Origin of the sequence: Bradyrhizobium sp. MOS002, from assembly GCF_003020115.1 — a bacterium.
In the GTDB taxonomy this organism is placed as follows: domain Bacteria; phylum Pseudomonadota; class Alphaproteobacteria; order Rhizobiales; family Xanthobacteraceae; genus Bradyrhizobium.
Window position 1 is genome coordinate 60,278 of record NZ_PYFX01000020.1, and the last position, 25,843, is coordinate 86,120.

At 65.5% G+C, this 25,843-nt stretch carries 26 protein-coding genes; 13 read left to right on the forward strand and 13 right to left on the reverse strand.

Annotation, left to right across the window (positions count from 1 at the left end):
- Window positions 1-3 precede the first annotated feature (3 nt).
- Together C7G41_RS32025 and C7G41_RS32030 are read right to left on the reverse strand one after the other, a co-directional pair.
- A complete protein-coding gene (locus C7G41_RS32025; RefSeq protein WP_106946276.1) occupies window positions 4-1,269 on the reverse strand; it encodes a D-amino acid dehydrogenase in 1,266 nt (421 codons plus the stop codon).
- A gap of 69 nt (window positions 1,270-1,338) precedes the next feature.
- A complete protein-coding gene (locus tag C7G41_RS32030) occupies window positions 1,339-2,673 on the reverse strand; it encodes an aspartate aminotransferase family protein (protein WP_199198721.1) in 1,335 nt (444 codons plus the stop codon).
- Window positions 2,674-2,815: 142 nt separating this feature from the next.
- On the opposite strand from C7G41_RS32030, the gene C7G41_RS32035 reads away from it, so the two are divergent.
- Together C7G41_RS32035 and C7G41_RS38000 are read left to right on the forward strand one after the other, a co-directional pair.
- Entirely contained in the window at window positions 2,816-3,364 is a 549-nt protein-coding gene (locus C7G41_RS32035) for a cupin domain-containing protein (RefSeq protein WP_007606338.1), read from the forward strand.
- Between the two features lie 140 nt (window positions 3,365-3,504).
- Window positions 3,505-3,657: a hypothetical protein gene (locus tag C7G41_RS38000; protein ID WP_167552259.1), complete on the forward strand. Its 153-nt coding sequence runs from the start codon at window positions 3,505-3,507 to the stop codon at window positions 3,655-3,657.
- A gap of 41 nt (window positions 3,658-3,698) precedes the next feature.
- Here the strand turns inward: C7G41_RS38000 and C7G41_RS32040 are convergent, their stop codons facing one another.
- Genes C7G41_RS32040 through C7G41_RS32050 form a run of 3 tightly spaced genes read right to left on the reverse strand, consistent with a single transcriptional unit; the run spans window position 3,699 to window position 7,496 of the window.
- A complete protein-coding gene (locus C7G41_RS32040) occupies window positions 3,699-5,954 on the reverse strand; it encodes a xanthine dehydrogenase family protein molybdopterin-binding subunit (RefSeq protein WP_106946278.1) in 2,256 nt (751 codons plus the stop codon).
- Window positions 5,947-7,002: a xanthine dehydrogenase family protein subunit M gene (locus C7G41_RS32045; RefSeq protein ID WP_106946279.1), complete on the reverse strand. Its 1,056-nt coding sequence runs from the start codon at window positions 7,000-7,002 to the stop codon at window positions 5,947-5,949. The genes C7G41_RS32040 and C7G41_RS32045 overlap by 8 nt, the downstream gene beginning before the upstream one ends.
- Window positions 6,999-7,496 carry a (2Fe-2S)-binding protein gene (locus tag C7G41_RS32050; RefSeq protein WP_106946280.1) on the reverse strand — a complete coding sequence of 166 codons (498 nt, stop codon included), beginning with the start codon at window positions 7,494-7,496 and terminating at the stop codon, window positions 6,999-7,001. The genes C7G41_RS32045 and C7G41_RS32050 overlap by 4 nt, the downstream gene beginning before the upstream one ends.
- Before the next feature lie 238 nt (window positions 7,497-7,734).
- On the opposite strand from C7G41_RS32050, the gene C7G41_RS32055 reads away from it, so the two are divergent.
- A complete protein-coding gene (locus tag C7G41_RS32055) occupies window positions 7,735-8,376 on the forward strand; it encodes a TetR/AcrR family transcriptional regulator (RefSeq protein ID WP_199198724.1) in 642 nt (213 codons plus the stop codon).
- A 2-nt stretch (window positions 8,377-8,378) separates the two neighbouring features.
- Here C7G41_RS32055 and C7G41_RS32060 read toward each other — a convergent pair whose 3' ends face one another.
- Window positions 8,379-9,284, reverse strand: a complete 906-nt coding sequence (locus C7G41_RS32060) for a LysR family transcriptional regulator (RefSeq protein WP_158268060.1) — start codon at window positions 9,282-9,284, stop codon at window positions 8,379-8,381.
- Window positions 9,285-9,377: 93 nt separating this feature from the next.
- Between C7G41_RS32060 and C7G41_RS32065 the strand changes: the two genes are divergently transcribed.
- Window positions 9,378-9,794, forward strand: a complete 417-nt coding sequence (locus C7G41_RS32065; protein WP_158268061.1) for a cupin domain-containing protein — start codon at window positions 9,378-9,380, stop codon at window positions 9,792-9,794.
- Window positions 9,795-9,860: 66 nt separating this feature from the next.
- Window positions 9,861-10,262: a DUF4864 domain-containing protein gene (locus C7G41_RS32070; RefSeq protein WP_106946306.1), complete on the forward strand. Its 402-nt coding sequence runs from the start codon at window positions 9,861-9,863 to the stop codon at window positions 10,260-10,262.
- Here C7G41_RS32070 and C7G41_RS32075 read toward each other — a convergent pair.
- A complete protein-coding gene (locus C7G41_RS32075; RefSeq protein ID WP_106946283.1) occupies window positions 10,259-11,524 on the reverse strand; it encodes an MFS transporter in 1,266 nt (421 codons plus the stop codon). The two genes, C7G41_RS32070 and C7G41_RS32075, sit on opposite strands and share 4 nt — an antisense overlap.
- Window positions 11,525-11,600: 76 nt before the next feature.
- Here C7G41_RS32075 and C7G41_RS32080 point away from each other — a divergent pair, with 76 nt between their 5' ends.
- From C7G41_RS32080 to C7G41_RS32115, 8 genes are all read left to right on the forward strand, one after another.
- Window positions 11,601-12,158 carry a hypothetical protein gene (locus tag C7G41_RS32080; protein ID WP_245446823.1) on the forward strand — a complete coding sequence of 186 codons (558 nt, stop codon included), beginning with the start codon at window positions 11,601-11,603 and terminating at the stop codon, window positions 12,156-12,158.
- Window positions 12,159-12,237: 79 nt separating this feature from the next.
- Window positions 12,238-12,522 (forward strand): hypothetical protein, encoded by a 285-nt coding sequence (locus C7G41_RS32085; protein WP_106946285.1) that lies wholly within the window; start codon window positions 12,238-12,240, stop codon window positions 12,520-12,522.
- Window positions 12,523-12,531: 9 nt separating this feature from the next.
- Complete coding sequence (locus C7G41_RS32090) at window positions 12,532-13,953, forward strand: TolC family protein (protein ID WP_106946286.1); 1,422 nt, start codon at window positions 12,532-12,534, stop codon at window positions 13,951-13,953.
- 13 nt (window positions 13,954-13,966) lie between these two features.
- Window positions 13,967-15,298, forward strand: a complete 1,332-nt coding sequence (locus C7G41_RS32095) for a copper oxidase (RefSeq protein ID WP_106946307.1) — start codon at window positions 13,967-13,969, stop codon at window positions 15,296-15,298.
- A gap of 35 nt (window positions 15,299-15,333) precedes the next feature.
- Window positions 15,334-15,789, forward strand: coding sequence for a cupredoxin domain-containing protein (locus C7G41_RS32100; RefSeq protein WP_199198722.1), 456 nt, complete (start codon window positions 15,334-15,336; stop codon window positions 15,787-15,789).
- A gap of 16 nt (window positions 15,790-15,805) precedes the next feature.
- Entirely contained in the window at window positions 15,806-16,108 is a 303-nt protein-coding gene (locus tag C7G41_RS32105) for a copper-binding protein (protein WP_106946288.1), read from the forward strand.
- A 306-nt stretch (window positions 16,109-16,414) separates the two neighbouring features.
- Window positions 16,415-18,556, forward strand: a complete 2,142-nt coding sequence (flhA, locus tag C7G41_RS32110; protein ID WP_199198723.1) for a flagellar biosynthesis protein FlhA — start codon at window positions 16,415-16,417, stop codon at window positions 18,554-18,556.
- Between the two features lie 295 nt (window positions 18,557-18,851).
- Entirely contained in the window at window positions 18,852-19,052 is a 201-nt protein-coding gene (locus tag C7G41_RS32115; RefSeq protein WP_018455714.1) for a hypothetical protein, read from the forward strand.
- 300 nt (window positions 19,053-19,352) lie between these two features.
- On the opposite strand, the gene C7G41_RS32120 is transcribed toward C7G41_RS32115, so the two are convergent.
- The 6 genes from C7G41_RS32120 to fliI form a co-directional block, all read right to left on the reverse strand.
- A complete protein-coding gene (locus C7G41_RS32120; protein WP_106946290.1) occupies window positions 19,353-20,573 on the reverse strand; it encodes an NAD(P)/FAD-dependent oxidoreductase in 1,221 nt (406 codons plus the stop codon).
- A 143-nt stretch (window positions 20,574-20,716) separates the two neighbouring features.
- Complete coding sequence (locus C7G41_RS32125; protein ID WP_106946291.1) at window positions 20,717-21,676, reverse strand: AraC family transcriptional regulator; 960 nt, start codon at window positions 21,674-21,676, stop codon at window positions 20,717-20,719.
- A gap of 353 nt (window positions 21,677-22,029) precedes the next feature.
- Complete coding sequence (locus C7G41_RS32130) at window positions 22,030-23,088, reverse strand: anti-sigma factor domain-containing protein (protein WP_106946292.1); 1,059 nt, start codon at window positions 23,086-23,088, stop codon at window positions 22,030-22,032.
- 51 nt (window positions 23,089-23,139) lie between these two features.
- Window positions 23,140-23,685, reverse strand: a complete 546-nt coding sequence (locus tag C7G41_RS32135; protein WP_106946293.1) for a sigma-70 family RNA polymerase sigma factor — start codon at window positions 23,683-23,685, stop codon at window positions 23,140-23,142.
- Between the two features lie 179 nt (window positions 23,686-23,864).
- Window positions 23,865-24,284 carry a flagellar export protein FliJ gene (gene fliJ / locus C7G41_RS32140; RefSeq protein WP_007600546.1) on the reverse strand — a complete coding sequence of 140 codons (420 nt, stop codon included), beginning with the start codon at window positions 24,282-24,284 and terminating at the stop codon, window positions 23,865-23,867.
- Between the two features lie 121 nt (window positions 24,285-24,405).
- Window positions 24,406-25,731 (reverse strand): flagellar protein export ATPase FliI, encoded by a 1,326-nt coding sequence (fliI, locus tag C7G41_RS32145; protein WP_106946294.1) that lies wholly within the window; start codon window positions 25,729-25,731, stop codon window positions 24,406-24,408.
- Window positions 25,732-25,843: the final 112 nt, after the last annotated feature.

A 25,843-nucleotide genomic window follows, 5' to 3' on the forward strand; every position in this document is an offset into this window, starting at 1 on the left:
GTCTTAGCCAAACCGGTACTTGTACCGGTCCACCGTCAGCGCGCTCACATCAATGTCCGGCTTCTTGCCCGACAGCATGTCGGCGAGCACGCGGCCGGAGCCGCACGACATGGTCCAGCCGAGCGTGCCGTGACCGGTGTTGAGGTGAAGGTTGGCGTATTGCGTCGGGCCGATCACGGGCGGGCCATCCGGCGTCATCGGGCGCAGGCCGCTCCAGAACGTCGCCTTGGAGAGATCGCCGCCGCGCGGGAACAGATCAGTCAGCGAGTGATCGAGCGTGGCGCGGCGCGCATCATAGAGCTGGCTCGAGAAGCCGGAGATTTCGGCGGTGCCGCCGACGCGGATGCGATTGCCGAGGCGCGTGATGGCGACTTTATAGCTCTCGTCCATCACGGTCGATTCCGGCGCGCCGGAAGCGTCCTTGATCGGCACCGTGATCGAATAGCCCTTCACGGGATAGACCGGCAACGAAATATCGAGCGGCGCGACCAGCCGCGACGACCAGCTTCCGAGCGCGAGCACGTAAGCATCGGCCTGCAACATCCCGGCGCTGGTCGCGACGCCGCTGACGCGCGCGCCGTCGGTGACGATGCGGTCGATGCCGGTGTTGAACATGAAGCGCACGCCGAGCGCTTCGGCATGCTTGGCCAGCGCCTGCGTGAACATGTGGCAATCGCCGGTCTCGTCCTGCGGCAGGCGCAGCCCGCCCGCGAACTTCTCCTTCACGCCCGCCAGAGCCGGCTCGGCTGCGATGCAGCCCTCACGGCTGAGCACCTCGTAAGGCACGCCGTATTGCTTGAGCACGGCGATGTCCTCACCGGTGCCGTCGAGCTGGGCCTGGTAGCGGAACAGCTGCAGCGTGCCCTGCGAGCGCTCGTCATACTGGATACCGATGTCGCGGCGCAGGTCGCGCAGGCAATCGCGGCTGTATTCCGCGATCGGAATCATCCGGCTCTTGTTGATGGCGTAGCGTTCGCTGGTGCAATTGCGCAGCATCTTGAGCAGCCAGACCCACATCACGGGATCGAGCTTCGGCCGGATCACCAGCGGGCCGTGCTTCATCAGCAGCCATTTGATCGCCTTCACCGGTACGCCGGGACCGGCCCAGGGCGAGGAGTAGCCGGGCGACACTTCGCCGGCATTGGCAAAGGAGGTCTCGAGCGCCGGTTCGGGCTGACGGTCGACAACCGTCACCTCATGGCCGGCACGCGCGAGGTAGTAGGCAGAGGTGACACCGATGACACCGCTGCCGAGGATCAAAACTTTCACGCTTGGTCAAACTCCCACGGCATCACGCTCGCCGCTGCAAGAGGTACTCCGCAACGGCGAGAGCAATTATCAGGCCACCCGCTTGATGGCGTCGCCGAGGATCGACACGATGTCGTCGATGTGGCTCTTCTCGACGATGAGCGGCGGCGACAGCGCAAAGGAGTCGCCGCTCATGCGGAAGTATAGCCCGCGATTGAAGCAGTCGACCATGACGTCGTAGCCACGCACGCCGACCGTACCGTCACGCGGCGACAGCTCGACCGCGCCCATCAGGCCGCAATTGCGGATGTCGACGACGTTGGGCAGGCCCTTCAGCGAATGCAGCGCATCGCGCCAATATTCGGCGATCGACGCACCGCGCGTCAGCAGGCCTTCGTCCTTGTAGATGTCGAGCGTGGCGATGCCCGCGGCGCAGGCGACCGGATGGGCCGAATAAGTGTAGCCGTGGAACAGCTCCATCGCGTTCTCCGGGCCGACCATCAGGCCGTCATGCACCTTGCGGCTCGCAAACACGGCGCCGCAGGGAATGGTGCCGTTGGTGATGCCCTTGGCCGTCGTCATCAGGTCCGGCGTGACGCCGAAGAAGTTGGCGGCGAACGGCGTGCCGAGCCGGCCGAAGCCGGTGATGACCTCGTCGAAGATCAGGAGGATGCCGTGCTTGTCGCAGATCTCGCGCAGGCGCTGGAGATAGCCCTTCGGCGGCGGCAACACCGCGGTCGAGCCCGGCACCGGCTCGACGATGACGGCTGCGATGGTCTCGGCGCCGTGCAGGGCCACCAACCGCTCGAGATCATCGGCGAGTTCGGCGCCATGCTCGGGCTGATCCTTGGCGAAGGCGTTGCGGGTGAGATCGTGGGTGTGGCGGATGTGGTCGACGCCCGGCAGCAGGGTGGCGAAGGCACGGCGGTTGGCGACCATGCCGCCGACCGAGGTGCCGCCGAAGCCGACGCCGTGATAGCCGCGCTCGCGGCCGATCAGGCGGGTGCGGCTCGCCTGGCCGTTGGCGCGGTGATAGGCGAGCGCGATCTTCAGCGCGGTGTCGACCGACTCTGAGCCGGAATTGGTGAAGAAGATGCGATCGAGGCCCTTCGGCGCGATCTCGGCCAGACGCTCGGCGAAGTCGAATGCCAGCGGATGGCCCATCTGGAACGACGGTGCGAAGTCCAGCGTCATCAGCTGGCGCTCGACGGCGGCGGCGATCTGCTTGCGGCCGTGGCCGGCATTGACGCACCAGAGGCCGGCGGAGGCGTCGATCACCTTGCGGCCGTCGACGGTGGTGTAGTGCATGCCCTCGGCCGAGGAGAACAGGCGGGGCGCCTTCTTGAACTGCCGGTTGGCCGTGAACGGCATCCAGAACGAGTCGGTCTTGATGGTGTTCGGAATCTGATGAAGGGTCACGGCCATGCTCCTTTGCTGACCGCATACCAGAGGCACGGCTTCAAAAGCGCAACAAGTCCTTTTCTGATGGCCTGCAAGCCATTGATTTGACTAGGGCTGCCGGTCCATATTTGCGCGATCCGCAACACCTGCAACACGGGACAGGGACATGAGCGTCGATATCGGTGGACGGCTGCGATTCATCCGGGCGCGCCAGAAGCTGTCGCAGCGCGAACTCGCCAAACGCGCCGGCGTCACCAATTCGACGATCTCGCTGATCGAATCCAACCAGATGAACCCGTCCGTGGGGGCGCTCAAGCGCATCCTCGACGGCATTCCGATGGGGCTCGCCGAGTTCTTCGCGCTGGAGCCGGAGAGCCGGCGCAAGATCTTCTACCGCGGCGAAGAGCTGACCGAGGTCGGCAAGAAGCCGATCTCCTATCGGCAAGTCGGCGACAATCTGTTCGGTCGCAGCCTGCAGATCCTGAAGGAGCGCTACGAGCCCGGCAGCGACACCGGGCGCGTTCACCTCGTCCATGACGGCGAAGAAGGCGGCATCGTGATCTCGGGAAAGCTCGAAGTCACCGTCGAGGACGAGCGCCGCATCCTCAATCCGGGCGATGCCTATTATTTCGAGAGCCGCCGCCCGCATCGCTTCCGCTGCGTCGGCGGCAAGCCGTGCGAGGTGATCTCGGCCTGCACGCCGCCGACGTTTTGAAGTTATCCGCAATCTTACGGGGCTACCGGTATCTTACGGAGTTTGAGCCATCTCAATTTCCGCAGCCTGATCCTCTATATGTTTCGAGCCATAGCCAAGCAGCCTCCGCTTTCCGGAGCCGCTTCGTAACAGGGCTCGCTATGAAGATCACGCTCGCAAATGCAGAGGCCGCACTCGATGAAGTGCAGCGCGACAGCGACAAGCTCCATTCGGAGGAGCTGCGCAAGGCCATCGCGAACTACATCGAGTCGCAGCGAGAAGCGCTCAAGGCTCTTCGTAAGAAGCTGCATTAGCACGCGGGGGCGAGACGGCCTCGCCCACTGCTGCCTCAACGCTACGTCAGCAACTCCTCGATCCGGATCGGGAAACGGCGCACGCGCACGCCCGTCGCATGCCACACCGCGTTGGCGACCGCGCCCGCGCTGCCGGTGATGCCGATCTCGCCGACACCCTTGATGCCGAGCGCGTTGACGTGCGGGTCGTGCTCCTCGACCGTAATCACGTCGAGCGGCGGCACGTCGGCATTCACCGGGATATGGTACTCGCCGAGATTGGCGTTCATGATCCGGCCGGTGCGGCGGTCGGTGATGGCTTCCTCGTGCAACGCGAAGGACAGGCCCCAGATCATGCCACCGAACAGCTGGCTCTGCACCATGCGGGGGTTGACGATCCGCCCTGCGGCGAAGGCGCCGACCATGCGGGTGACGCGGACCTGGCCGAGCTCGGGATCGACCTTCACCTCCGCGAACACCGCGCCATGGGCGTGCATCGCATACTCCTCCATCGCTGCCGGATTCGGCGCGCCGGTGCCGCGCGCCTCGACCTCGGCGACGCCGGCGCGCGCGAGAATCTCGGCGTAGCTTTCGCCGCGGCTTTCATCGTCGCGCCGGATCAACCTCCCATCGCGCGCGATCACGCCGGCATTGCCGGCACCGAACAGCGGCGATCGCTCATCGCTGGTGGCGAGATCGGCGAGTTTTGCAATCACGGCAGCGCCTGCGCTGTGGATCGCAGCACCCGCGGTTGCCGTGTGTGCCGAGCCGCCGGCAATGCCGGCATCGGGCAGGTCGGATGAACCTGCCTTGAACTCGACGCGGTCGATATCAAGCCCGAGTTCGTCGGCCGCAATCTGCGCTAGCGCCGTCCAGGCACCCTGCCCCATGTCATGCGCGCCGATCTCCATGGCGCCGGAGCCGTCGCGGCGAAGCACCGCACGCGCTTCAGCCTGGAACATCAGCGCCGGGAACGTCGCCGTGCCCATGCCCCAGCCGACCAACAGGCCGGCATCGTCACGCATCTGCCGCGGCTGGAGCGGTCGCTTCGTCCAGCCGAAGCGCGCAGCGCCCTGCTCGTAGCAGGCCCGCAGCGCCTTCGAGGAGAACGGCTTGCCCGTGATCGGCTCGACCTCGGCATAGTTCTTCAGACGAAAGGCGAGCGGATCGACGCCGCAGGCCCAGGCCATCTCGTCGATCGCACTCTCCAGCGCGATCGAGCCCGTGGCCTCGCCGGGCGCGCGCATGAATAACGGCGTGCCGGTATTGACGCGCACGGCATCATGCGAGGTGCGGATCGCAGGTGCCGCATAGAGCGTATGCGAGGCATCGGCCGCAGGCTCGTAGAAATCGTCGAACGTGCTCGACACCGTGCGCGCGTGGTGATCGAGCGCGGTCAGGCGCCCCTCGCCATCGGTGCCGATGCGCAGCCGCTGCCGCGTCGGCGCACGATGACCGACCGGGCCGTACATCTGCTCGCGGCGCAACACCAGCTTGACGGGTTTGCCGACGAGCTTTGCCGCCATGATGCCGAGGACCGGAGGGCCGGCCATGAGCCCCTTCGAGCCGAACCCGCCGCCGAGAAACGGGCTGCGGATGTGGATCTTGTCGTGCGCGATGCCGAACAATTCGGCAACGCGCGCCAGCGACAGCATGAGACCCTGGGTCGGCATGTCGATCTGCAGATTGTCGCCATCCCATGCAGCCACGATCGCATGCGGCTCCATCGCGTTGTGATATTGCGGCGGCGTTTCGTAAACCGCGTCGATCCGCTTCTCGGCCGAGGCAAGGCCCGCCTCGACATCGCCGCGGTGATTTTCCGTCGGGTTGCCGACGCCGACGACCGGCGGCACGAAGCTGTCGCCAGCGTCGAGGCCGATGAGCGCGGGCAGAGTCTCGTAGCGCGGCGCCAGCAGCGCCGCGCCTTCCGTCGCCGCCTCCAGCGTCTCCGCGATCACGACCGCGATCGGCTGATTGGCGTAGCGGACCTCATTGCTCTGCAACACCTCCATCCGGAACACGAATGGATTGGTCTTGATCTCGGGGTCGATGGCGAGCTCAGGCTTGTGGCCTGACGTCATGACGTCGACCACGCCAGGATGGCGCTTGGCAGCAGTAACATCGAGCGAGGTCACGCGGCCGCGCGAAATGCTGGCGACGGCCAGCACCGCAAACAACATGCCGGGCGGATGATTGTCGGCGGCGTAGGTCGCCTGCCCTTTGACCTTGAGGACCCCGTCGCGGCGGGTCAGGGGCTGGCCGATGTTCGAGCCGTGGCGCAGATGGGCGGGTGCGCTGGTGAGATTGAGCTCAGGCATGAATGGCTCCGGACGTCGAGGCAAAGGGAGAGGCCGGCAGCGCGGGGATGCGCGCGGGCGTACCGGCGGCGGCAAGGGTCAGCGCGCGAACGACGATGCGGCGCGCGAGCTCGATCTTGAAGGCGTTATCGCCGGACGGCTTTGCGTCGGTGAGCGCGCGCCAGGCGGCTTCCTGGAAAGCGTCCACCGTGGGCGCGACGTTCCTGAGGACGTCCTCGGCAGCGCGGGCGCGCCAGGGCTTTGCGGCGACACCGCCGAGCGCAAGCCGCGCCTCCGCGATCTTGCCGTTCTCGATCCGCAGCGCAGCCGCAGCCGAGACAACGGCAAACGCGTAGGACGTTCTATCGCGGACCTTGAGATAGCGCGCATGCGCCGCAAAGCCCCGCGCCGCAGGCGGCAGGCGCACCGCGACGATGAGATCACCCGGTTCGAGCGCCGATTCACGCTCGGGCGTATCACCAGGCAGGCGATGCAGTTCGTCGAGCGCGATCTCGCGCCGCCCGTTCCTGCCCTCGATCTCGACGATGGCGTCAAGCGCGACCAGCGGCACGCAGAAGTCGGACGGATGCGTGGCGATGCAGTTCTCGCTCCAGCCGAGCACGGCGTGGGTGCGGTTCTCGCCGTCACGCGCGTCGCAGCCGCTGCCGGCCTCGCGCTTGTTGCAGCGGCTGGCCGTGTCGTAGAAGTACGCACAGCGCGTCCGTTGCAGCAGATTGCCGCCGACCGTCGCGGCGTTGCGCAGTTGCGCCGACGCGCCGGAGAGCAGCGCTTCGGCGACGGCCGGGTAGGATTTGGCAAAGTCGGCGTCATGCGCGAGATCGGCGTTGCTCACCAGTGCGCCGATACGCACACCGCCGTCGGCAAGGCGCTCGATCCGATCGAGCCCGTCGAGATGCGTGACGTCAACCAGACGATCCGGACGGCTGACGCCGCCCTTCATCAGATCGAGCAGATTGGTGCCGGCGGCGAGATAGGCGGCGCCCGGCTGCGCCGCGGCTGCGACGGCTTCGGCGACCGTGGCCGGCCTGACGTAATCAAATTGCTTCATGCGGAGCGCCTCTGATTGGATTCGTCCATACCGGCCTGCGCGTCGAGCACGGCATCGACGATGCCGGCATAGGCGCCGCAGCGGCACAGATTGCCGCTCATGCATTCGCGAATGCGCTCGGGATCGTTGCCAGCCTGCGCCTCGCTCATCATGCCGATGGCGCTCATGATCTGGCCGGGCGTGCAGAAGCCGCACTGAAAGCCGTCATGGGCGATGAAGGCGGCCTGCACGGGGTGAAGCTGGTCGCCGCGCCCCACGCCCTCGATGGTGAGAATGTCGGCGCCGTCATGACTGATGGCGAGCGCGAGGCAGGAGTTGATGCGCTTGCCGTCGACGAGAATGGTGCAGGCGCCGCACTGGCCGCGGTCGCATCCCTTCTTGGTTCCGGTCAGATGAAGGCGCTCACGCAGGAGATCGAGCAGCGTGACGCGCGGATCGTCGAGGACGAATTCGCGCCGCGCACCGTTCACGGTGAGGCTGATGGAGTGGTTCATATAAGGCTCCGATCAGATATGGACATGAGTCATCGGTCAGCGCGCCACCGCCGTGGCCGCCATCGACATGTGCTGGCCAGGCGGAACCCGGCCAACATCTCACCGAAGATACGGAGGCACCCTCCGCTTAACAAGGGCCGGCGAGAAATATTTGGAATTCGTCGAAACCCCACGCGCCACCAACGCGATGCAGCCGGCAAGGGTTCAATCTAACCAATTCGTGATCTACAGTGCCGGCATGGACGACCACACCGACCAGACCCGGAAGCCCCGCGCCGATGCCGTGCGCAATCGCGAGCGCGTGCTCGAGGCGGCCAAGGCCGTGTTCAACGCGGGCGGTCCGGAGGCAAGCCTGGAGGCGGTGGCAAAACGCGCCGGCGTCGGCATCGGCACACTCTATCGGCATTTCCCGACCCGCGAGGATTTGTTCGAGGCGGTGTACCGGCGCGAGGTCGAGCAGCTCAGCGAGCTCGCCGAGCAGTTGAAGAACGCAAAGGACCCGGTCGACGCGCTCAGGCGCTGGCTGCGCTCAGGGGTCGAATTCGTTGCCACCAAGAAGGGCATGGTGGCAGCCTTGGCACTCGCGGTGCAGAGCGGGTCGGAGTTGCATGCCTTTTCCTTTGAACGCCTGACCAAGGCGATCGGCTCGCTGCTCGATCGCGCAGCCGCGGCCGGCGCGATGCGCGCGGACGTCAGTCCCGAGGACTTGCTGCGCGCGTTCTTTGGCATGTGCTACATGCACGACCAGCCCGGCTGGCAATCCTCGGTGCTGCGGATGCTCGACGTGTTCGTCGACGGTTTGCGGGTTCAGCCTGTCAAGAAAGCCAAGGTCCGCGCGGCCGCCAAGCCCGCGAAGCCGGCTGCAAAGCGGAAGCGATAGCGTCACCCTGTCAGGATCGGCCTCAGTGCCTCGCGGTGATGCACGATGAAGTCGAAGAAGGCGGCGATCCGCGGCACACGCCGGAGATCGGGATGCGTCAGGATGCGCCAGCTTCGCGTCAATTCCGGAATCGGACCAAGGACGCGCACGAGATCGGCTTCGGCATCGCCGAGCGCGACGGGAAGCGGACCGATGCCGACGCCGGACTTGATCGCGGAAACGAGGCCAAGCACGCTGTTGACGCGCGCAGCCATCTTGGCATTGGGCGCGATCTGCTTCAGCCATATGACGGCGCGATGCTTGGCAAGGGATTCGTCCAGCCCGACCAGCAAATGAGACATGAGGTCCTCGACACGATCCGGGCTGCCATGCCGGCCAAGATAGTCGCGGCTGGCGTAAACCGCCCAGATCGACTCGGCGATCTTGCGCCCGACCAGTTCGTCGTCGGTATCGCCCGAGCGAAAAGCGATATCGACCTCGCCCTTTGACAGATCGAGATAGCCGTCGCTCATCACGAATTCGACCCGCAGCGAGGGATGCAGCGCATGAAAGTCGCCGACGAGGCCGGATTGGATGAGCCGGGCGACAATCGGCTCGGGACAGGTGACGCGGATCACGCCCTTCATGTCCTGCTCGGCGTCAGCGGTCCGACGCTGAAAGTCGTCGACGGTGGCTTCGATCCGCTCAGCATAGGGCAGCATAATCTGACCGAATTCGGTGAGGCGGTAGCCGCTCGACTGACGCGTCACCAGCGCGCGGCCGAGCCGCCGCTCCAGTTCCTCGAGCCGCCGGTGCACAGTCGACTGGCTGAGGCCGAGCGCCTTGCCGGCGGCAATGGTGCTGCCATGCCGCGCCACCGCCAGGAAATATTTGAGGTCGTTCCAGTCGAACATCGAGCGATTATGCACTTCTGCGGCTGCCGGCCGCAATGTTGCGGCTGCCGGGCCCGAACGGCGGCACCTAGGCTGATGTCTTCAGCGACTTTTCAATGGAGACTTTGGATGCGCCCCCATTTCACTCTCGCCGCCGCAATCGTTCTGGGATGGTCGGCCGCAGCCACCGCACAGGACCATGGGACACAGGGTATCGCCAAGCCGAATCTGGTGCTTCAACAAGTGGTTGATGGCTTGCCGAAGGACGAGAAGCAGTCCGTGCGGGTGATGACTGCGTCGTTCAAGCCGGGGGACAAGACGGTCCATCATACCCACCGCTTCCCGGTGACCGTCTACGTGCTGGAAGGCGCCTTCACACTCGAACTCGAGGGCAAGCCGCCGCTCACGGTCAAGGCCGGCGAGGCAATGGTGGAACCGCCGAACGTGGCGATGACGGGCTACAATCGGACAACCGGCGAGACCAGGGTCGTGATCTTCTATGTCAGCGCGGTCGACACGCCCTTCCTCGACCCGCTGTCACATTAGGCTGTTTGCCTGAGCATCCGCGTGGCGATATCCTTGCTGGCGGGGATGACCAAGCGAGGTTTTGCCATGCGTGTGCTCCTTGTCCTGATTTTTGCGCTGCTGGCTGGCGCTTCCGCACGCGCCGACGATGTCGCGACGGCACAGGATATTATCCGCGCCCAGGAGCAGGCGTTCGTCCGCGACGACGCCAGCGCGGCCTATTCCTACGCCGCGCCCGCGATCCGCGAGATCTTCCCCGCGCCCGACATCTTCATGTCCATGGTGCAAAACGGCTACCCGCCGGTGTACCGGCACAAGAGCTTTGAATTCGGCGACAGCAAGAGCGAGGGCAGCCGGATTGCCCAGCACGTCCATATCATCGATGCCAATGGCGAGGCGTGGGAAGCGCTCTACACGCTCGAACAGCAGGCAGACGGCAGCTACAAGATCACGGGTTGTTCGCTGCTGAAGGCGGGACAGGCAGTCTAGGTCGCAAAACCCGGACCGGTCCTGACGGCATTCATCCGCGAGCGGATCAGCAGCGTCACGACGATGCCGATATTGAGCGCGTTCCACGCCACGCCGTTGGTGAACGCAGCCGCGTAGGAGCCGGTGGCGTCGAAGATCACGCCCGAGACCCAGCCGCCGAACGACATGCCGAACACGGACGCGAAGATCACCATGCCGACGCGAGTTGCGGCCTCGCTCGCCGGCATCGCCTCGCGCACGATGATGGCGTAGCTCGGCACGATGCCGCCCTGGAACAGGCCGAACATCGCGGAGATCAGATAGAGCGACGTCAGGCTGTCGAAGAACAGGTAGAATACGAGCGCAAAGCCTTGCGCCAGCGCACCGATCAGAAGCGTCGGGATGCCGCCGATCTTGTCGGCGAGATAGCCCGAGCCGATCCGGCTGACGATGCCGCAGGCCATCATCAGCGACAGCATCTCGGCGCCGCGCGCCACGCCATATCCGAGATCGCCGCAATAGGCGACGATATGTACCTGCGGCATTGCCATGGCGACGCAGCAGGAGATGCTCGCGATCGAGAGCAGCACCGTCAGCGTGTTGGTCGAGAGCTTGAGATCGACCCGCGGCGGCGGCGCATTGGCATGGTTGCGGACCTTGTCGTCGCCCATCTGCCCGCGCAGGACCAGCACCAGGATGGTCATCAGGCTCACGCAAGCCAGGCCGATGCCGATATGCGTGGTACGCCAGCCGCTCGTCTGCATGCCCCAATTCACAATCGGCGGCCACATCGTGCCGGCGACATAATTGCCGCTGGCGACGATGGTCACGGCCAGGCCGCGATAACGCTCGAACCAGTGCGAGGCCTCCGCCATCAGCGGCGCGAAGGTCGCCGACGTGCCGAGCCCGATCAGGAAATACGCCGCCACGAACTGCCAGAGTTGGGTCGACAGACCCGCCAGCACATTCGCGACGCCGAGGAAGGCGATGCTGATCGCCATCGCCGCCACAATGCCGAACCGGTCGGTGATCCTGCCGGCGATGACGCCGCCAAGCCCGAAGCCGAACATCATCAGGGTGAAAGCCAGCGACACCGCGCCGCGCGTGACGGAGAATTCGGCCTGCACCGCGGGAATCATGACGACGATTGCCCACATGCCGACGCCGCCGATCGAGCCGATCAGAAGCGCAATGGCGAGGCGCATCCAGGCCTGACGCGAATCAGGGGTGAATGCTTCGGGTGTTTGTCCTGATTGATTTGGCGCGTGCACGGGCGGGACCATGGCCCGCCGATCGCCACAGGGTCAACCATTGTGGCGCGATATTGGGCATGCACGGTGCACTGCGGTAAGATGGAGCTTGGCGAACGCGCGTTTTGCCATTATTTTGCAAATCAGCGCGTGCAACATGGCCGCGCGAAGAGCATATCGGCGAATGTTGCTGCGATTGACACGATCGATGCGGATCAGGGTGGGGCGCTTCGTTGCCCTCGCCTATCTGTTCTGCGTGCTCGCGCCGGCCGCGAGCCTCGCCTGGGGCCAAGATCCGGCATCATGTCTTGGCGACGACGTCCTGCTCGCCAACATCGTGCCGGCGCATCATCAGATGCAGACGAACCATGAGATACAGACGAGCCATGTGCATGGCGACTCTTCGCATCAACAGGACTCCTCGCATCACCACGCAGGGGTGCATGCGAATCACCAGACCGCCGCGCAGGACGCGCCCGCGCCGCATCACCACGGCGGCAAGGGTACGCCGGGGCCGTGCTGCGCGATGATGTGCGTGAGCGCGCTGCCGGCCGACCTGCCCAGCGTCGCAAAGCCGCTTCAGCCGGTTTCCGCCTGCTCGCCCGAGATCGTGGCCAGCCTGCACAGCGCGGCGCCGCCCCTGCACTACCGCCCTCCCATCGTCTGATCTGACGCGCGACGACGTCAGGCCGAGCGCGCATCCGCGCGCGCTAGCCTGTGGTCTCCAGACAGATCAGGGATGAATCATGCTTACGCTTTCCGGGGCGAAGTCCGCCGCTGCTTCCGCGGCGCGGGGACGACACTTTCGATTCAATTGGCCGCCGCTGGCCGCGATGGCATTGGCGTTGTCCGGCTGCATGCCGGCAACGACACAAGTCGCCGGCGCCGATCCTGCCGATCCCGCGGCCAAGGTCGCGCGCGCCGGCTATCGTTCGACAATTGCGCCCTACACCAGCCTGCGGCCTGCGACCCCGGCACCATGGCGCGAGCGCAACGAGAACGTGGCGCCGCAGCCCAAGCAAGACCGGTAGGAGCGCGCCATGACACACCGTCTCGTGCAAAGCCTGCTCGTTCTTGCCTCGCTCGGCTTGTCGGGCTGCGCCGCCTTCTCGCCCGACAGCGGCATGAATGCCGTCTCGGAGCTGACGGGCCGGACCATCAACAAGGACGTCGCCTTCGTGCGAACGGCCGAGGGAGCCGGTGCGGTCGACGCGCGCGTTCGCCAACTGCTCTCGCGAACACTCAACCCCGAGACCGCCGTGCAGATCGCACTGCTCAACAACAAGGGGCTTCAAGCCGCCTATAACGAGCTGGCGCTGGCCGAGACCGATCTCGTCGAGCAGAGCCTGCCGCCCAATCCCGTGTTCTCGGTCTCGCGGATCTCGGGCAACGGCGCCAGCGAAATCGAGCGTCAGATTGTCGGCGACATCCTCGCGCTCGCCACCCTGCCGTTCCGCTCGGAGATCGCCCGCGACCGTTTTCGCCAGGCGCAATTGCGCGCCAGCCTGGCGACGTTGCGGCTTGCCGCCGCTGTCCGCCGCGCGTACTGGCGCGCCGTTGCCGGCAACGAGATGGTGGCGTTGCTGACGGATGCGAAGGCAACTGCGGAATCGACCGCGCAGCTCGCGGTCAAGCTCGGCGAAACCGGCTCGATCAACAAGCTCGATCAGGCCCGTGAACAGGTATTTTACGCCGAAACCACCGCCGACCTCGCCAGCGCGCGACAGACAGCGACGAGCGCGCGCGAAAAGCTGGCGCGCCTGATGGGACTGTGGGACGGCGGCCTCGACTTCCGTCTGCCCAGTCAATTGCCGCCGCTGCCGCGCCGCCCGCAGGCCTTGCCGTCAATCGAAGCCGACGCGGTCGCCCATCGCATCGACCTTCAGATCGCGCGGCTCGAGCTGACCGCGCTGGCGAAGTCGCTGAACCTCACGGAGGCGACTCGCTTCGTGACGCTGCTCGATCTCGCCGGCATCTCCCGCCGCACCCGGGATCCGGAAGGCGCGCCGTTCCGCGAGCGCGGCTTCGACGTCCAGTTCCAGATCCCGATCTTCGACGGCGGCGAGGTGCGGATGCGGCAGGCGGCGGAAACCTACAACCTCGCCTTCAATCGGCTGACCGAGCGCGCGGTGAATGTACGTTCCGAGGCGCGCGATGCTTATCGAGTCTATCGCTCCGGCTACGACATCGCCAGCCACTATCAGCGCGAGATCATCCCCTTGCGAAAAATCATCACCGAGGAGATGCAGCTCCGCTTCTCCAGCATGCAGGTCGATATCTTCGCGCTGCTCACCGAGGCGCGGCAGCGCCTGGCCTCGCTGCGCGGCGCGATCGACGCCAGGCAAAGATTCTTCCTCGCCCAGTCCGACTTGCAGACCGCCGTCAATGGCGGCGGCGCGCCTGCTGACGGCGACAGTTCAACCACTCTCGCCGCGGCAGCGCCTGCCGATGGCGGTCACTGACATGGAGGCCAACATGTTTTCCCGCCGAGGATTTTTGGGCAACGCCGCGCTAGCCGGCGCATCCGTCGTCAGCGGCCGCGCGCAGGCCGCCGCGATTCCGGAGGCCCCGCACATGGACAAGGTGGTGATGCAGCCGCCGGTGCACCCCGTCAGCGGGCCGGACTATCGCCCCGTCGTCACGCTGAACGGCTGGTCGCTGCCGTTCCGGATGAACGGCGACTGGAAGGAATTCCATCTCGTCGCCGAGCCCGTGGTGCGCGAGTTCGCGGAGGGCATGAAGGTGAATTTGTGGGGCTATAACGGCCAGTCGCCGGGCCCGACGATCGAGGCCGTCGAGGGCGACAAGGTCCGCATCTTCGTGACCAACAGACTGCCCGAATACACCACCGTGCACTGGCACGGCATGATCATTCCCAGCGGCATGGACGGTGTCGGCGGATTGACGCAGCCGCACATCCAGCCGGGAAAAACCTTCGTCTACGAGTTCGAGATGAGGAAGAGCGGGACCTTCATGTACCACCCGCACTCCGACGAGATGGTGCAGATGGCGATGGGCATGATGGGTATGGTCGTCGTGCATCCGCGCGACCCGAGCTTTCGTCCGGTCGACCGCGACTTCGTCTTCGTCATGAGCACCTATCGCGTCGATCCCGGCACCTATCTGCCGAAGGTCAACGAGATGACCGACTTCAACATGTGGACCTGGAACGCGCGGGTGTTTCCCGGCATCGATCCGCTGCCGGTCGGGCTCGGCGACAAGGTGCGCGTGCGCATCGGCAATCTCAGCATGACCAACCATCCGATCCATTTGCACGGCCACAGCTTTGCGGTGACCTGCACCGACGGCGGCTGGATTCCGGAGAGCGCGCAATATCCGGAGACGACGACGGACGTACCGGCCGGCGCTGTCAGGGTGTTCGACGTGCTCGCCGACAACCCAGGCGACTGGGCGTTCCACTGCCACAAGTCGCATCACACCATGAATGCGATGGGACACGACATGCGCAACATGATCGGGGTGTCGCGCAAGGATCTCGCCAAAGCCGTCGGCAAGCTCGCGCCTGACGGCATGGCGATGGGCTCGACCGGCATGGCGATGGGCAACATGGAGATGCCCGCGCCCGACAACACGCTGCCGATGATGACCGGCACCGGCCAGTTCGGCCCGATCGAGATGGGCGGCATGTTCACGGTGATGAAGATCCGCGAAGGCCTCGCGCGCGACGATTATCGCGATCCCGGCCCTTACCAATTCCCGCAAGGCACCGTCGCCTACGAGGTCACGCCGCCGGCTCCGGAGCCGGCGCGGCAACAGGGGACGCCGATGAAGAAGATGAAGATGTGAGCGTTTCGATGAACCACCACCAACTGGAGATACCAATGAAGACGACGATCAAGCTCGGTCTCGCGCTGGCCGCGCTCTTGACCGCGCCGGCCTTTGCCCACGACCAGCACGGGCACGGCACCTTTTCGGCCGGCGAGCCCGGCGATCCCAAGAAGCCCGCGCGCACGATCGAGATCCTGCTGAACGAGATGGACTACGCGCCCGCCAGGATCGAGGTCAAACGCGGCGAACAAATCCGCTTCGTGCTGCGCAACGTCGGCAAGGAGGACCATGAATTCCTGCTCGCCACACCTAAGGAGAATCTCGCGCATGCGGTGGAGATGAAGAAGCACCCGCACATGGAGCACGACGATCCCAACGGTGTCAGGCTCGCACCGAGCAAGACGGCCGAGATCCTCTGGAAGTTCAGCAAGGCCGGCACGTTCGAATTTTCCTGCCTGATTCCCGACCACCGCGACTACGGCATGGTCGGCCACGTCACCGTGAAGTAACGCAAGGGAGGTCCCCATGAACCGCATCATCCGCATCGCCGCAGCGCTGTCGCTGGCCGTTGGCCTTTCCACAGGTGCCCTGGCGGCCCAGGGCGCCGCGATCAGCGGCGAGGTCAAGAAGATCGACGAGGGCGCCGGCAAGATCACGCTCAAGCACGGGCCCGCGAAAAACCTGGGCATGGATGAACCCATGACTATGGTCTACCGGGTCAAGGATCCGGCCGTGCTCAAGCAGGTGAAGGTCGGCGACAAGGTGACTTTCGAAGCCGAGGAGGCGGCTTCGGGCTATACGGTGACCCGGATGGAGAAGGCGAAGTAGGGTCATCTTGGTCATTCCGGGCGCGCGCAGCGCGAGCCCGGAGTCCATTCATCCACCAACTCCACCGCACAATGGATTCCGGGCTCCGAAATACCCCGGTCAGCCCCCATGCCGCACCCTTTATTAACCGTTTGCTAACCATACACCCGGCAAGAATTGCCCAGTGGAGTCGAGTGTCGTCAGCCGCGTAGAACGGGAGCTCCCGTGGACGCCAGTGCGGTGCCTCACTTTCGGAACGGCGGCCCTTCGGCCGCCGCGCAGACATTTGGGGCGCGCGGACGGCAGTCGCGCGGAGGGGCAGCTACCATGGTCGACGTCACCGCGGGACAGGGCGTAGGCGGCACGAACGCCGGTTTTCCCACCCTTGCCGAGGTCGGCAACATCCTCAAGCGCGGCGACATCGCGCTGGCGCTCGGCGTCCTCACCATCCTGGTGGTGCTGATCCTTCCCCTGCCCGCGATCGTGCTGGACCTGTTCCTGGCGATTTCGATCACGCTCTCGATCCTGATCCTGATGACGTCGCTGTTCATCCAGGCGCCGCTGGAATTCTCCGCTTTCCCGACCGTCCTGCTGATCTCGACCATGCTGCGGCTGTCGCTCAACATGGCCTCGACCCGCCTGATCCTGTCGCACGGGCACGAGGGCACGGATGCCGCCGGTCACGTCATCGAGGCCTTCGGCAGCTTCGTGATGGGCGGCAATTTCGTCATCGGCATCATCGTCTTCGCCATCCTGATCATCGTCAACTTCGTCGTCATCACCAAGGGTTCGGGCCGTATCGCCGAAGTCGCGGCGCGCTTCCACCTTGACGCCATGCCCGGCAAGCAGATGGCGATCGACGCCGACCTTTCCGCCGGCCTGATCGACGAGACGGTCGCCAAGCAGCGGCGCAAGGATCTGGAGGACGAGAGCGGCTTCTTCGGCGCCATGGACGGTGCCTCCAAATTCGTCCGCGGCGACGCCATCGCCGGCCTCCTGATCGTCTTCATCAACGTCGTCGGCGGCATGATCATCGGCGTGGCACAGCAGGGCCTGTCCTTTGCCGATGCAGGCCGCAGCTACACGCTGCTGACCGTCGGTGACGGCCTCGTCACCCAGGTGCCGGCGCTGATCGTGTCGACCGCGGCCGGCCTGCTGGTCTCCAAGGCCGGCGTGTCCGGCGCCGCCGACAAGGCGCTGATGAAGCAGTTCTCCGGATATCCGCAGGCGCTCGCGATGTCCGCGGCGGTCATGCTGGTGCTGGCGGCCCTGCCGGGCATCCCGACCCTCCCCTTCCTGGCGCTCGGCTCCGGCGCCGGCGCGCTCGCCTGGCACGCCCGCAACCGCAACCGGGCAACTGCCAGGGCCGAGGAAGTTGCGAAGACCGCACCTGCGCCGGGAACGCCGGGCGCATCCGGCTCCGCTGCGGCGGAGGAGCCGATCTCCGCGGCGTTGAAGATCGACGACCTCAAGATCGAGCTCGGCTATGCTCTGTTGCCGCTGGTCAACGGCCCCGACGGCACCGATCGCCTCACCGAGCAGATCAAGGCGCTGCGCCGCTCGCTCGCGATCGAGATGGGTTTCGTGATGCCCGCCGTGCGCATCCTCGACAACGTCCAGCTCGAAGCCAACACCTACATCATCAAGATCAAGGAGGTTGACGCCGGCACCGGCAAGATCTGGCCGAGCCAGTTCATGGTCATGGACCCCGGCGGCAGCCAGGTGCAGGTGCCCGGCATCCACACCACTGAGCCGACCTTCGGCCTGCCCGCGACCTGGGTTGATGCCAGCCTCAAGGAGGAGGCCTCGCTCAAGGGCTACACCGTCGTCGACGCCGCGACCGTGCTCTCGACCCACCTCACCGAGCTGCTCAAGGCCAACATGTCGGACCTGCTCTCCTATGGCGAGGTGCAGAAGCTGCTCAAGGAGCTGCCGAAGGAGCAGGGCGAGCTGGTCAAGGACATCGTGCCCGGACAGGTCACGGTCTCCGGCATCCAGCGCGTGCTGCAGCTGCTGCTCGCCGAGCGCATCTCGATCCGCGACCTCTCGACCATCCTGGAAGGCATCGCCGACTCGCTCGCCTTCTCGCGCAATCCGGCCACCATGGTCGAGCACGTCCGCGCTCGCCTGGCGCGGCAGATCTGTGCGCAGAACACCTCCTACAGCGGGTATCTGCCGCTGATCGCGCTGTCGGCCCGTTGGGAACAAGCCTTCGCCGAATCCATTATCGGCCAGGGCGAGGAGCGTAGTCTCGCGATGCAGCCCTCGAAGCTGTCGGAATTCATGACCGGCGTGCGCGAGGCTTTCGAGCGCGCCGCCCGCGAAGGCGAGGCCCCGGTGCTGGTCACCTCTGCGGCAATTCGTCCCTTCGTGCGTTCCCTGGTCGAGCGGTTCCGGGCCCAGACGACCGTGCTGTCGCAGGCTGAAATCCACCCCAGGGCGAGGTTGAAAACGGTCGGAAGCATCTGATTTGCCTTAAGAAGCCGTGTGTTTTTTGGCCACAGGCAAATGGTTTTTCAGGTTTTGGCGCCTTGCCGATCAACGGCCGGCAAGGCGCCTGACAGGCACATTACAGCTTTGAAATAATTGCCAAATTGCACGATCCAGGGCCGTTTTTTGATCGCGGCTTCTCACGTCCTGTCACGCTCTTGTGATCGCCTCTTGGGAACGAATCCCCCCAATACTAGGTTGTTGGGCACCGGAAGCATGAACCTGCCCAAACACGCAGGCGACTACTTCGGGTAGATGGCGGCAGGAGCCTTCCATGAACCACTCGATTTACAGCGCAGATCGCTCGACCCACCTCAAGATCGTGGTTGTCGCGCTCGTTGCCGGCATCACGGTGGCGGGTCTCGGGATCACCGCGCGCACGAGTTCAGATGAAGGCCTGACCCAGACCGCTCGCGTCATGAAGGCGGGCAAGCCGATCGCCATCACCAGTTCGAACGTGTCCCTCGTTCGCTAAGGAGATTTGAGTTTCAGGAATTCACGCGGCTCTTTATCAGCCCCCCAAAGTCGCCACGTGGATATGTAGACGACCCCAACCCCAAGTCGACTACAGAAAGCGCCCGCCCCCCACGGGCGCTTTCTCATGTCTGGGGTATGTCGCGCGATGCGAGCGCACGCGCGTCCCAACTCCGTCATTGCGAGGAGCTCTTGCGACGAAGGAACCCAGAATCCCTCCGCAGAGACATTCTGGATTGCTTCGCTACGCTCGCAATGACGGAGCAAAACGTACCGCCGTCATCCCCAACGGGCATCGATACTACCGCACCCCATAGGTCGGCGGCGGCGCCTGCACGGTTGGCGCAGCAGCCGCGAACAGCTCGTCCTTGCGCCCGCTGAGCGGCGGATAGATGCGCTTGCGGTTGATGGTCTGCTTGGTGGCCTTCGCGGCCGCACCGGTGGCGCGGACCTCGCGGTCCCACCCTTCCGTATAGAGCGCGCCCCAGCCGCCGAGATCGAGCACGGTCACGTACCAGTCGATCCGTAGCGGCAGCATCGGCAGTCCCGCGAGATCAGCGACCACATTGTGGCCGGCGAAGCGGCCCATGGGACGCGCGAACTGGCAGGACATCACGGTCGGATGCAAGCCGTCGACTACGCTCGAGGCGACGTCGCCGGCCGCGAACACGCCGCCGACATCCGCAACCCGCATCATGGGATCGACCAGAAGCCGCCCAAGGCGATCGCGTGCGTCCGGGAAGCTCGCGGCCAAGGGGCTCGCGCGCATCCCGGCACACCAGATCACCGTCTGCGTCGGAATGAACTCGCCTGAGCTCAGGCGCAGCCCGGCGGCCTCGACAGAGACGACCCGGACGCCAAGCCGTGTCTCGACGTCGAGCGCGGCCAGCGCCGTCTCGATGACGGGACGCGCGTGCACGCCGATGGTGGCGCCGACGGCCGGATTGGGATCGACCAGGATGATGCGGCGGCTGCCGGTGATGCCGGCGCGCGCCAGCCTGTCGGGCATCTCGGCCGCGACCTCGATGCCGGTGAAGCCGGCGCCGACCACGACGATCGTCGAACGCCCCGGCGAAGGCGCGCTGCGTCCGAGCGAATTGAGATGATCCTCGAGGCGGAGCGCTGCTGCATACGTGTCGACATCGAAAGCATGCTCGGCAAGGCCGGGAATGTCCGGACGCATCACTTCGCTGCCGAGCGCCAGCACCAGCCGGTCATAAGCCAGCGTCTCGTCGCCGCCACCCCTGACCAGCGAAATCTCGCGCCGTGCCGGATCGATGGCTTCGACCTCGCCGATGCCGTGACTGACGCCGATCGGATCGAGCAGTTGCGGCAGCGGAAGCGCGACCTCGCTGAGATCGGCCTCGTAATTGCGGACGCGGATATTGTGATAGGGATTGCGATCGATGACACGAATCTCGATGTCACGGCCGGCCGCACCGATCTCGTTGCGCTTGCGTGCGGCACCGATGGCCGCCCACAGACCAGCAAATCCGGCGCCGAGCACGACGATACGCGCCATGTCCGTTGACTGCATTTCCCAAGAGAGCGACGACGAAGCGACGAACGATCAAGCCATTTGACCGCGCCGACAGATATAGCTCATCCGGCCGGGCGGACCAACTGCGGTGGCACCGGCGCACCGCACAAATTCTCGGCGCAGCCTCAAGCCTCGCGCAATTCCGACGGCGTCGCGCCAAAGCGCTTGCGGAAGGCGCGGTTGAAATAGGACAGATCGGAGAAGCCCGACGAGTGCGCGATGTCGCTGATCTTGCGGATCCTGGCGCGGGGATCGCTGAGCAGCTTCCGCGCGTGCAGCAGCCGCTGCTCCAGCACGAATTCGGTGAAGGTCGTGCCGGCCTGCTCGAACAGGCGCTGGGCCTGGCGCGGGCTCAGGCCGGAGCGCGTGGCAATCTCGGACAGGCAGAGATCGTTGCGGCCAAGCGCAGCCATCACGTCGGCGCGCATGAGATCGAGACGGGCCGCCGCATGACCTCGCCCGCGCGCGAGGCCTGCATGTTCGGCGTCGGTGCCGAGCAGGAGGCCGACGAGATCGACCATGTGCTGCGCGGTGAGGCGCTGGCCGACCGCGTCGAGATGCGGCCCGTGATGGGCGGCAAGGGAGTGGTAGCGCAAGATCGTCTCGGCGAGCGCGCCGTCCGAGAGCACTTGCGACAGCTTGTCCTCGGCGCGCGGATTGATGTCGAGCAACGCGCGGCGCGGCATCCGGATGGTGGTGAAGCGATCCTCCTCGGTGTGACCGACGGTGCCGGTGATGCCCATGTCGACGAGCACCATCTGCGCTGGCGCAAGCTCCACGGCGTGGCCGTTCTGCCCGACGCGGACGAGGCCCGCATGCGCCGCGATCAGGACGAGATCGTCGCTGCCGTCGGCAAGGTGGCTCTGGGTGCGTGAATATTGCGCGGAGGCGCCTTCGGGAATGGCGAGCGCGATATTGTCGACCACGCTGACCTGGAGCCGGCAATCGATGCTGTCGCCCCGGCTCGGCCCGATATCCAGCCCGCAGGCCCCGAAAGTACGCTCGCGCCAATGTTCGAAGGCCGGGCCGTGTGGCAGCCCCGCATATTGGTGAATGAAGATGCCCGACGTTTTCGCTGCATCCATCTGATTTCTCGCCCCTCTCCGGCACCATGATTGGGGGCGCCAACTGCAAATTCCGGGCATTTGACGCCGCGACATGCAGAGAGGTTCAAATCGGGAGCGGATTCGGCGGGATTTGTCGGAGGACGACGGCGGGACGGACCGTGGCGACAGGAATCAATCAGGCATTGCCACGACGAAATTGAAGCGTCCAATGCCTCCCCGGTGTCGTCCTGGACAAGCGAGCAGAGCGAGCGCCGATCCAGGACCCATTACCCCAGGATGGAGTGGTTGCTCACCGTGTGGCCGCAGCTCACTCCTGCAACGAGCTCTTGGGGTAATGGGTCCTGGCTTTCGCCCAGGACGACAATAGAAGCCTACTTCTTCGCGGGCGCCTGCGGCTGTGACGGCGGCACGGTTTCGATCAGCTTGCCGGAAAATACCGGCGCCGAGGTCGGCTGGCCGTTGGGCGAGCCGCCCGTCTGCTCGACGGTGACGGCGTAGGTCGCGCCGTTGACGACGTCGGCATCGTACGAACCGAGCACCGGTCGTGCAGTGAAATCGCCTGTACCGATCACACCAAGCGAACGCGGGCGCGGCAGCTTGTCGGAGATCAGCCAGAGCTCGAAGCTCTTGCCGGGCTCCGGTGTCGCGCCGACCTTGCGCACGGTAAAGTTCTTGGTCGCACCGTCGATGGTGAGGATGAAGGCGGGACCTCCGCCCTGGCCCTGCAACAGCGCCACGTATTGCGACGACGACGCCGGCAGCGGCGCCGGTGTCTTCACCTCCACCGTCTGGATGCGTGGCGCCGGTCGCAAGCCGCCCGGCAGCGCCTCGGGCTGGAAGATCTGAAGCGACAGCGTGACGAGCAGCGCGGCGGCGAGCGCACCAACCGCGGATGCGATGGTGCGCCAGCGCTTCACGCGGCCCTCGAGCCGGATGACGTTGGTGTTGTCGGCAACCGGCGGCGGTGGCGCACGCACGACCTCCGGGTCCGGCGCGTGGACCTGCGGCATGAATATCGGCACGACATCGGGAATGGCATCGGACTCAAGTCGCGCCGGGTCGGGCTGCTCCGCTTCGGGAGGCTGCGGCCCCGGTTGCGGAGCATCCTCCGATGGCACCCGCGGAGGCACGGTGTCGGGCGAGGAAAACTCCGGCACAGGTGGCGGCGCGACGTCCGGCAGCGCTGGCGAATCCTGCGTAAAGCCAGTCCGCGCGAGCTCGGACCTGATGTTCTCCCATACGATCGGACGCGGCTCGATCGAGCCGACCATCTGGTTGAGCACGCCGAGCCGGAACGCCCACGCCTGCACGACATCGGCGAACGCCTTGTCCACCGCCATCATGGTCTCGACCTGCGCGCGCTCGCCGGCGTCGAGCGTGCCGAGCGCATATTCCGCGGCGAGCGCGATATGGTCCTCCGTATAGGCCATCACTTGCGGTCCAGACCCACCCTCACCGTACGAGCCCTCATGGCCCGAATCTCATAGCCCGAGACATTCGCGAATATCCAACATGCTGCGCCGAAGCCACGTCTTCACCGTGTTGACGGGCGCCGCGAATTTCTCCGCCAGTTGCTCGCGGCTCCAGCCGTTGTAATAGGCGAGAAGCACGAGCCTCTGACGGTCCGGCTCGAGCCGGCCGATACATTCCAGCAGCCGCCTCAACTCCTCGGTCATCTCCCTCCGCGCCAGCGGATCGGGGCTGTCGCTTGCGACTTCCATCGCCTGCGGCTCTTCCTCGATCGAGACTTCCGTCTTCTTGCGCACGATGTCGATGGCGCGGTTGCGCGCGATCGACGCCATCCACGTGATCGGCGACGCGAGAGCGGGATTGAACTGGCCGGCGCTGCTCCAGATCTTGACGTAGGTCTCCTGAATGACCTCCTCTGCGAGATCCTGTCGGCGCAAGATACGGAGCACGACGCCATAGAGTTTCGCGCGCGTGGCGACGTAGAGGCGCTCGAACGCGGCCTGATCGCCCTGCGCTACCGCCCCAATCAGCCCGACCAGCTCTGCTGGCGTCAGCATTCAGCCCCCCAATGCGCAGCCCGTCGCGTTCCGCGCAGGCCCTGGCACTCCGCCACCATAGCGCGCGACAAAGCCGACCACCAAGGGGGCGCGGCGCCACTCTGTGGACAGCACAAGCGAAAACCCGGACCTTTGGGGTCCGGGTTCTGCAAATTCTCGCAGGTCTGGCAGCTAGCGTCTCAGGCGACGGCGCCCATGCGGGCACGCATCAGGCCGATGCTGTCGAGATCGGCCTGCTCGCGGGCGTTTTCCTCGGCGCGTTCGCGGGCCTGATCGCGCTCGTCGAGGAGCTCGACCTTCTTCAGCTCCTCGAAGGCTTCGGCCAGCGCAGCCTTGGCTTCGTCGAGCTGGCCCTTCAACTCGTCGGCCGAGCGGGTCAGGTTCTCGCGACGCTGGATGGCAGCCTTGGCATAGGTCGGATAGGCAAAGTGCGAGGGATCGTTGATCCCGGCCCGCTCCTGCTCGGTCGAGATCTCGCGTTCAAGATCGGTCGACATCCGCTGGAAGTCGGCGATCATGGTCTCGATCTGGCTGACCCGGCGGCGCTTCTCGTCGACCTGAAATTTCTTCAGGCGGATGAGGGTATCACGTGACTTCATCGACTCGTACTCCCCAGAAGTCCCTTGGCTGCACGTGGGACAACACCGGTCTCCCCACAGGCCCGACGGGGGCCAAGACCGGCTCTGCTACTCTGTGGGTTGGGATGATGACGGGACAAAGTTAGCGTTCCGTTTCCAAATTACCAAGGATTTGCGCCAACTGGCGGTAGCCGTCCGCCAGCGATGCATTTTCGTCCTTGCGCTGGCGCAGGAAGGCTTCCAGCGGCTCGTGCAGGCGGATCGCCTCGTCGACCTCGGGGCTGGAGCCGGCGCGATAGGCGCCCAGACGGATCAATTCCTCCATGTCGGCATAGGTCGCCATCACCGCCCGCGCCTTCTGGATGGTCGGCCAGAACTGCGGGTCAGCCGATTTCGGCATGGTGCGGGAGACCGATTTGAGGATGTTGATGGCGGGGTAGCGACCGCGCTCGGCGATCGAGCGCTGCATCACGATGTGGCCGTCGAGGATGCCGCGGACGGCATCCGCGATCGGCTCGTTATGGTCGTCGCCATCGACCAGCACCGTGAAGATCGCGGTGATGGCGCCCTCGCCCAGGCCCGGACCGGCGCGCTCCAGAAGCTTCGGCAGCTCGGTGAACACGGTCGGCGTGTAGCCCTTGGCGGTCGGCGGCTCGCCTGCGGACAGGCCGATCTCGCGCTGGGCCATGGCAAAGCGCGTCACCGAATCCATCAGGCAAAGGACGTCCTGCTCCTCGTCGCGAAAATATTCGGCGACCGCGAGCGTCAGATACGCGGCCTGGCGGCGCATCAGCGCCGGCTCGTCGGAGGTGGCGACCACGACGACGGAACGCGCCAGGCCCTCCTCGCCGAGGTCGTCCTGCAAGAATTCCTGGACCTCGCGGCCGCGTTCGCCGATCAGCCCGATGACGCTGACGGCGGCATCGACGTTGCGCGCAAGCATCGACAGCAGCACCGACTTGCCGACCCCGGAGCCTGCGAAGATGCCCATGCGCTGGCCGCGGCAGCAGGTCAGGAACGTGTTCATCGCGCGCACGCCGAGATCGAGCGGCGCGCCGACGCGCTTGCGCGAGTGCGCCGGCGGCGGCGAATTGCGGTACGGCATCGGCGCCGGGCCCTGCGGCAGCGGCCCCTTGCCGTCGATCGGCTCACCCAGCGCATTGACGACGCGGCCGAGCCAGGCCGCGCAAGGCCGCACCTGATTTGCGGCATTGGCGATGACGGCCTTGCAGCCGCGCCGCACGCCGTCGAGGCCGGCGAACGGCATCACGACGGCATTGTTGCCGGAGAAGCCGATCACCTCGCAAGGGATGGAACGGTTGCCGCCGGTCTCGATCACGAGCCGCGCGCCGACCGACATCGCATGGATCGGGCCGGCCACCTCGACCATCAGGCCGCGCACGCCGACCACACGGCCATAAATATTGATGCCGTCGATGTCGCCGATCTGTTCGGCAAGAGCCTTCACGAGAGGGCCTTCATGAGGTGATCGCCTTCATAATCCAGGGGTTCGTGGCGAGAACCTTAAGTTTCGCCATATTTCTGAACGGTGCTTAACCTCGTGTTTACCCGCATCGTTA

Coding starts and splice junctions, on each gene's coding strand:
- C7G41_RS32095 (WP_106946307.1), top strand. CDS start 13,967: ATGTTTTCCCGCCGAGGATTTTTGGGCAACGCCGCGCTAGCCGGCGCA.
- C7G41_RS32045 (WP_106946279.1), bottom strand. CDS start 7,002: ATGAAGCAATTTGATTACGTCAGGCCGGCCACGGTCGCCGAAGCCGTC.
- C7G41_RS32085 (WP_106946285.1), top strand. CDS start 12,238: ATGCTTACGCTTTCCGGGGCGAAGTCCGCCGCTGCTTCCGCGGCGCGG.
- C7G41_RS32040 (WP_106946278.1), bottom strand. CDS start 5,954: ATGCCTGAGCTCAATCTCACCAGCGCACCCGCCCATCTGCGCCACGGC.
- C7G41_RS32065 (WP_158268061.1), top strand. CDS start 9,378: ATGCGCCCCCATTTCACTCTCGCCGCCGCAATCGTTCTGGGATGGTCG.
- fliJ (WP_007600546.1), bottom strand. CDS start 24,284: ATGAAGTCACGTGATACCCTCATCCGCCTGAAGAAATTTCAGGTCGAC.
- flhA (WP_199198723.1), top strand. CDS start 16,415: ATGGTCGACGTCACCGCGGGACAGGGCGTAGGCGGCACGAACGCCGGT.
- C7G41_RS32130 (WP_106946292.1), bottom strand. CDS start 23,088: ATGGCCTATACGGAGGACCATATCGCGCTCGCCGCGGAATATGCGCTC.
- C7G41_RS32070 (WP_106946306.1), top strand. CDS start 9,861: ATGCGTGTGCTCCTTGTCCTGATTTTTGCGCTGCTGGCTGGCGCTTCC.
- C7G41_RS32075 (WP_106946283.1), bottom strand. CDS start 11,524: ATGGTCCCGCCCGTGCACGCGCCAAATCAATCAGGACAAACACCCGAA.
- C7G41_RS32035 (WP_007606338.1), top strand. CDS start 2,816: ATGAGCGTCGATATCGGTGGACGGCTGCGATTCATCCGGGCGCGCCAG.
- C7G41_RS32125 (WP_106946291.1), bottom strand. CDS start 21,676: ATGGATGCAGCGAAAACGTCGGGCATCTTCATTCACCAATATGCGGGG.
- C7G41_RS32030 (WP_199198721.1), bottom strand. CDS start 2,673: ATGGCCGTGACCCTTCATCAGATTCCGAACACCATCAAGACCGACTCG.
- C7G41_RS32115 (WP_018455714.1), top strand. CDS start 18,852: ATGAACCACTCGATTTACAGCGCAGATCGCTCGACCCACCTCAAGATC.
- C7G41_RS32050 (WP_106946280.1), bottom strand. CDS start 7,496: ATGAACCACTCCATCAGCCTCACCGTGAACGGTGCGCGGCGCGAATTC.
- C7G41_RS32090 (WP_106946286.1), top strand. CDS start 12,532: ATGACACACCGTCTCGTGCAAAGCCTGCTCGTTCTTGCCTCGCTCGGC.
- C7G41_RS32120 (WP_106946290.1), bottom strand. CDS start 20,573: ATGGCGCGTATCGTCGTGCTCGGCGCCGGATTTGCTGGTCTGTGGGCG.
- C7G41_RS38000 (WP_167552259.1), top strand. CDS start 3,505: ATGAAGATCACGCTCGCAAATGCAGAGGCCGCACTCGATGAAGTGCAG.
- C7G41_RS32055 (WP_199198724.1), top strand. CDS start 7,735: ATGGACGACCACACCGACCAGACCCGGAAGCCCCGCGCCGATGCCGTG.
- C7G41_RS32105 (WP_106946288.1), top strand. CDS start 15,806: ATGAACCGCATCATCCGCATCGCCGCAGCGCTGTCGCTGGCCGTTGGC.
- C7G41_RS32135 (WP_106946293.1), bottom strand. CDS start 23,685: ATGCTGACGCCAGCAGAGCTGGTCGGGCTGATTGGGGCGGTAGCGCAG.
- C7G41_RS32100 (WP_199198722.1), top strand. CDS start 15,334: ATGAAGACGACGATCAAGCTCGGTCTCGCGCTGGCCGCGCTCTTGACC.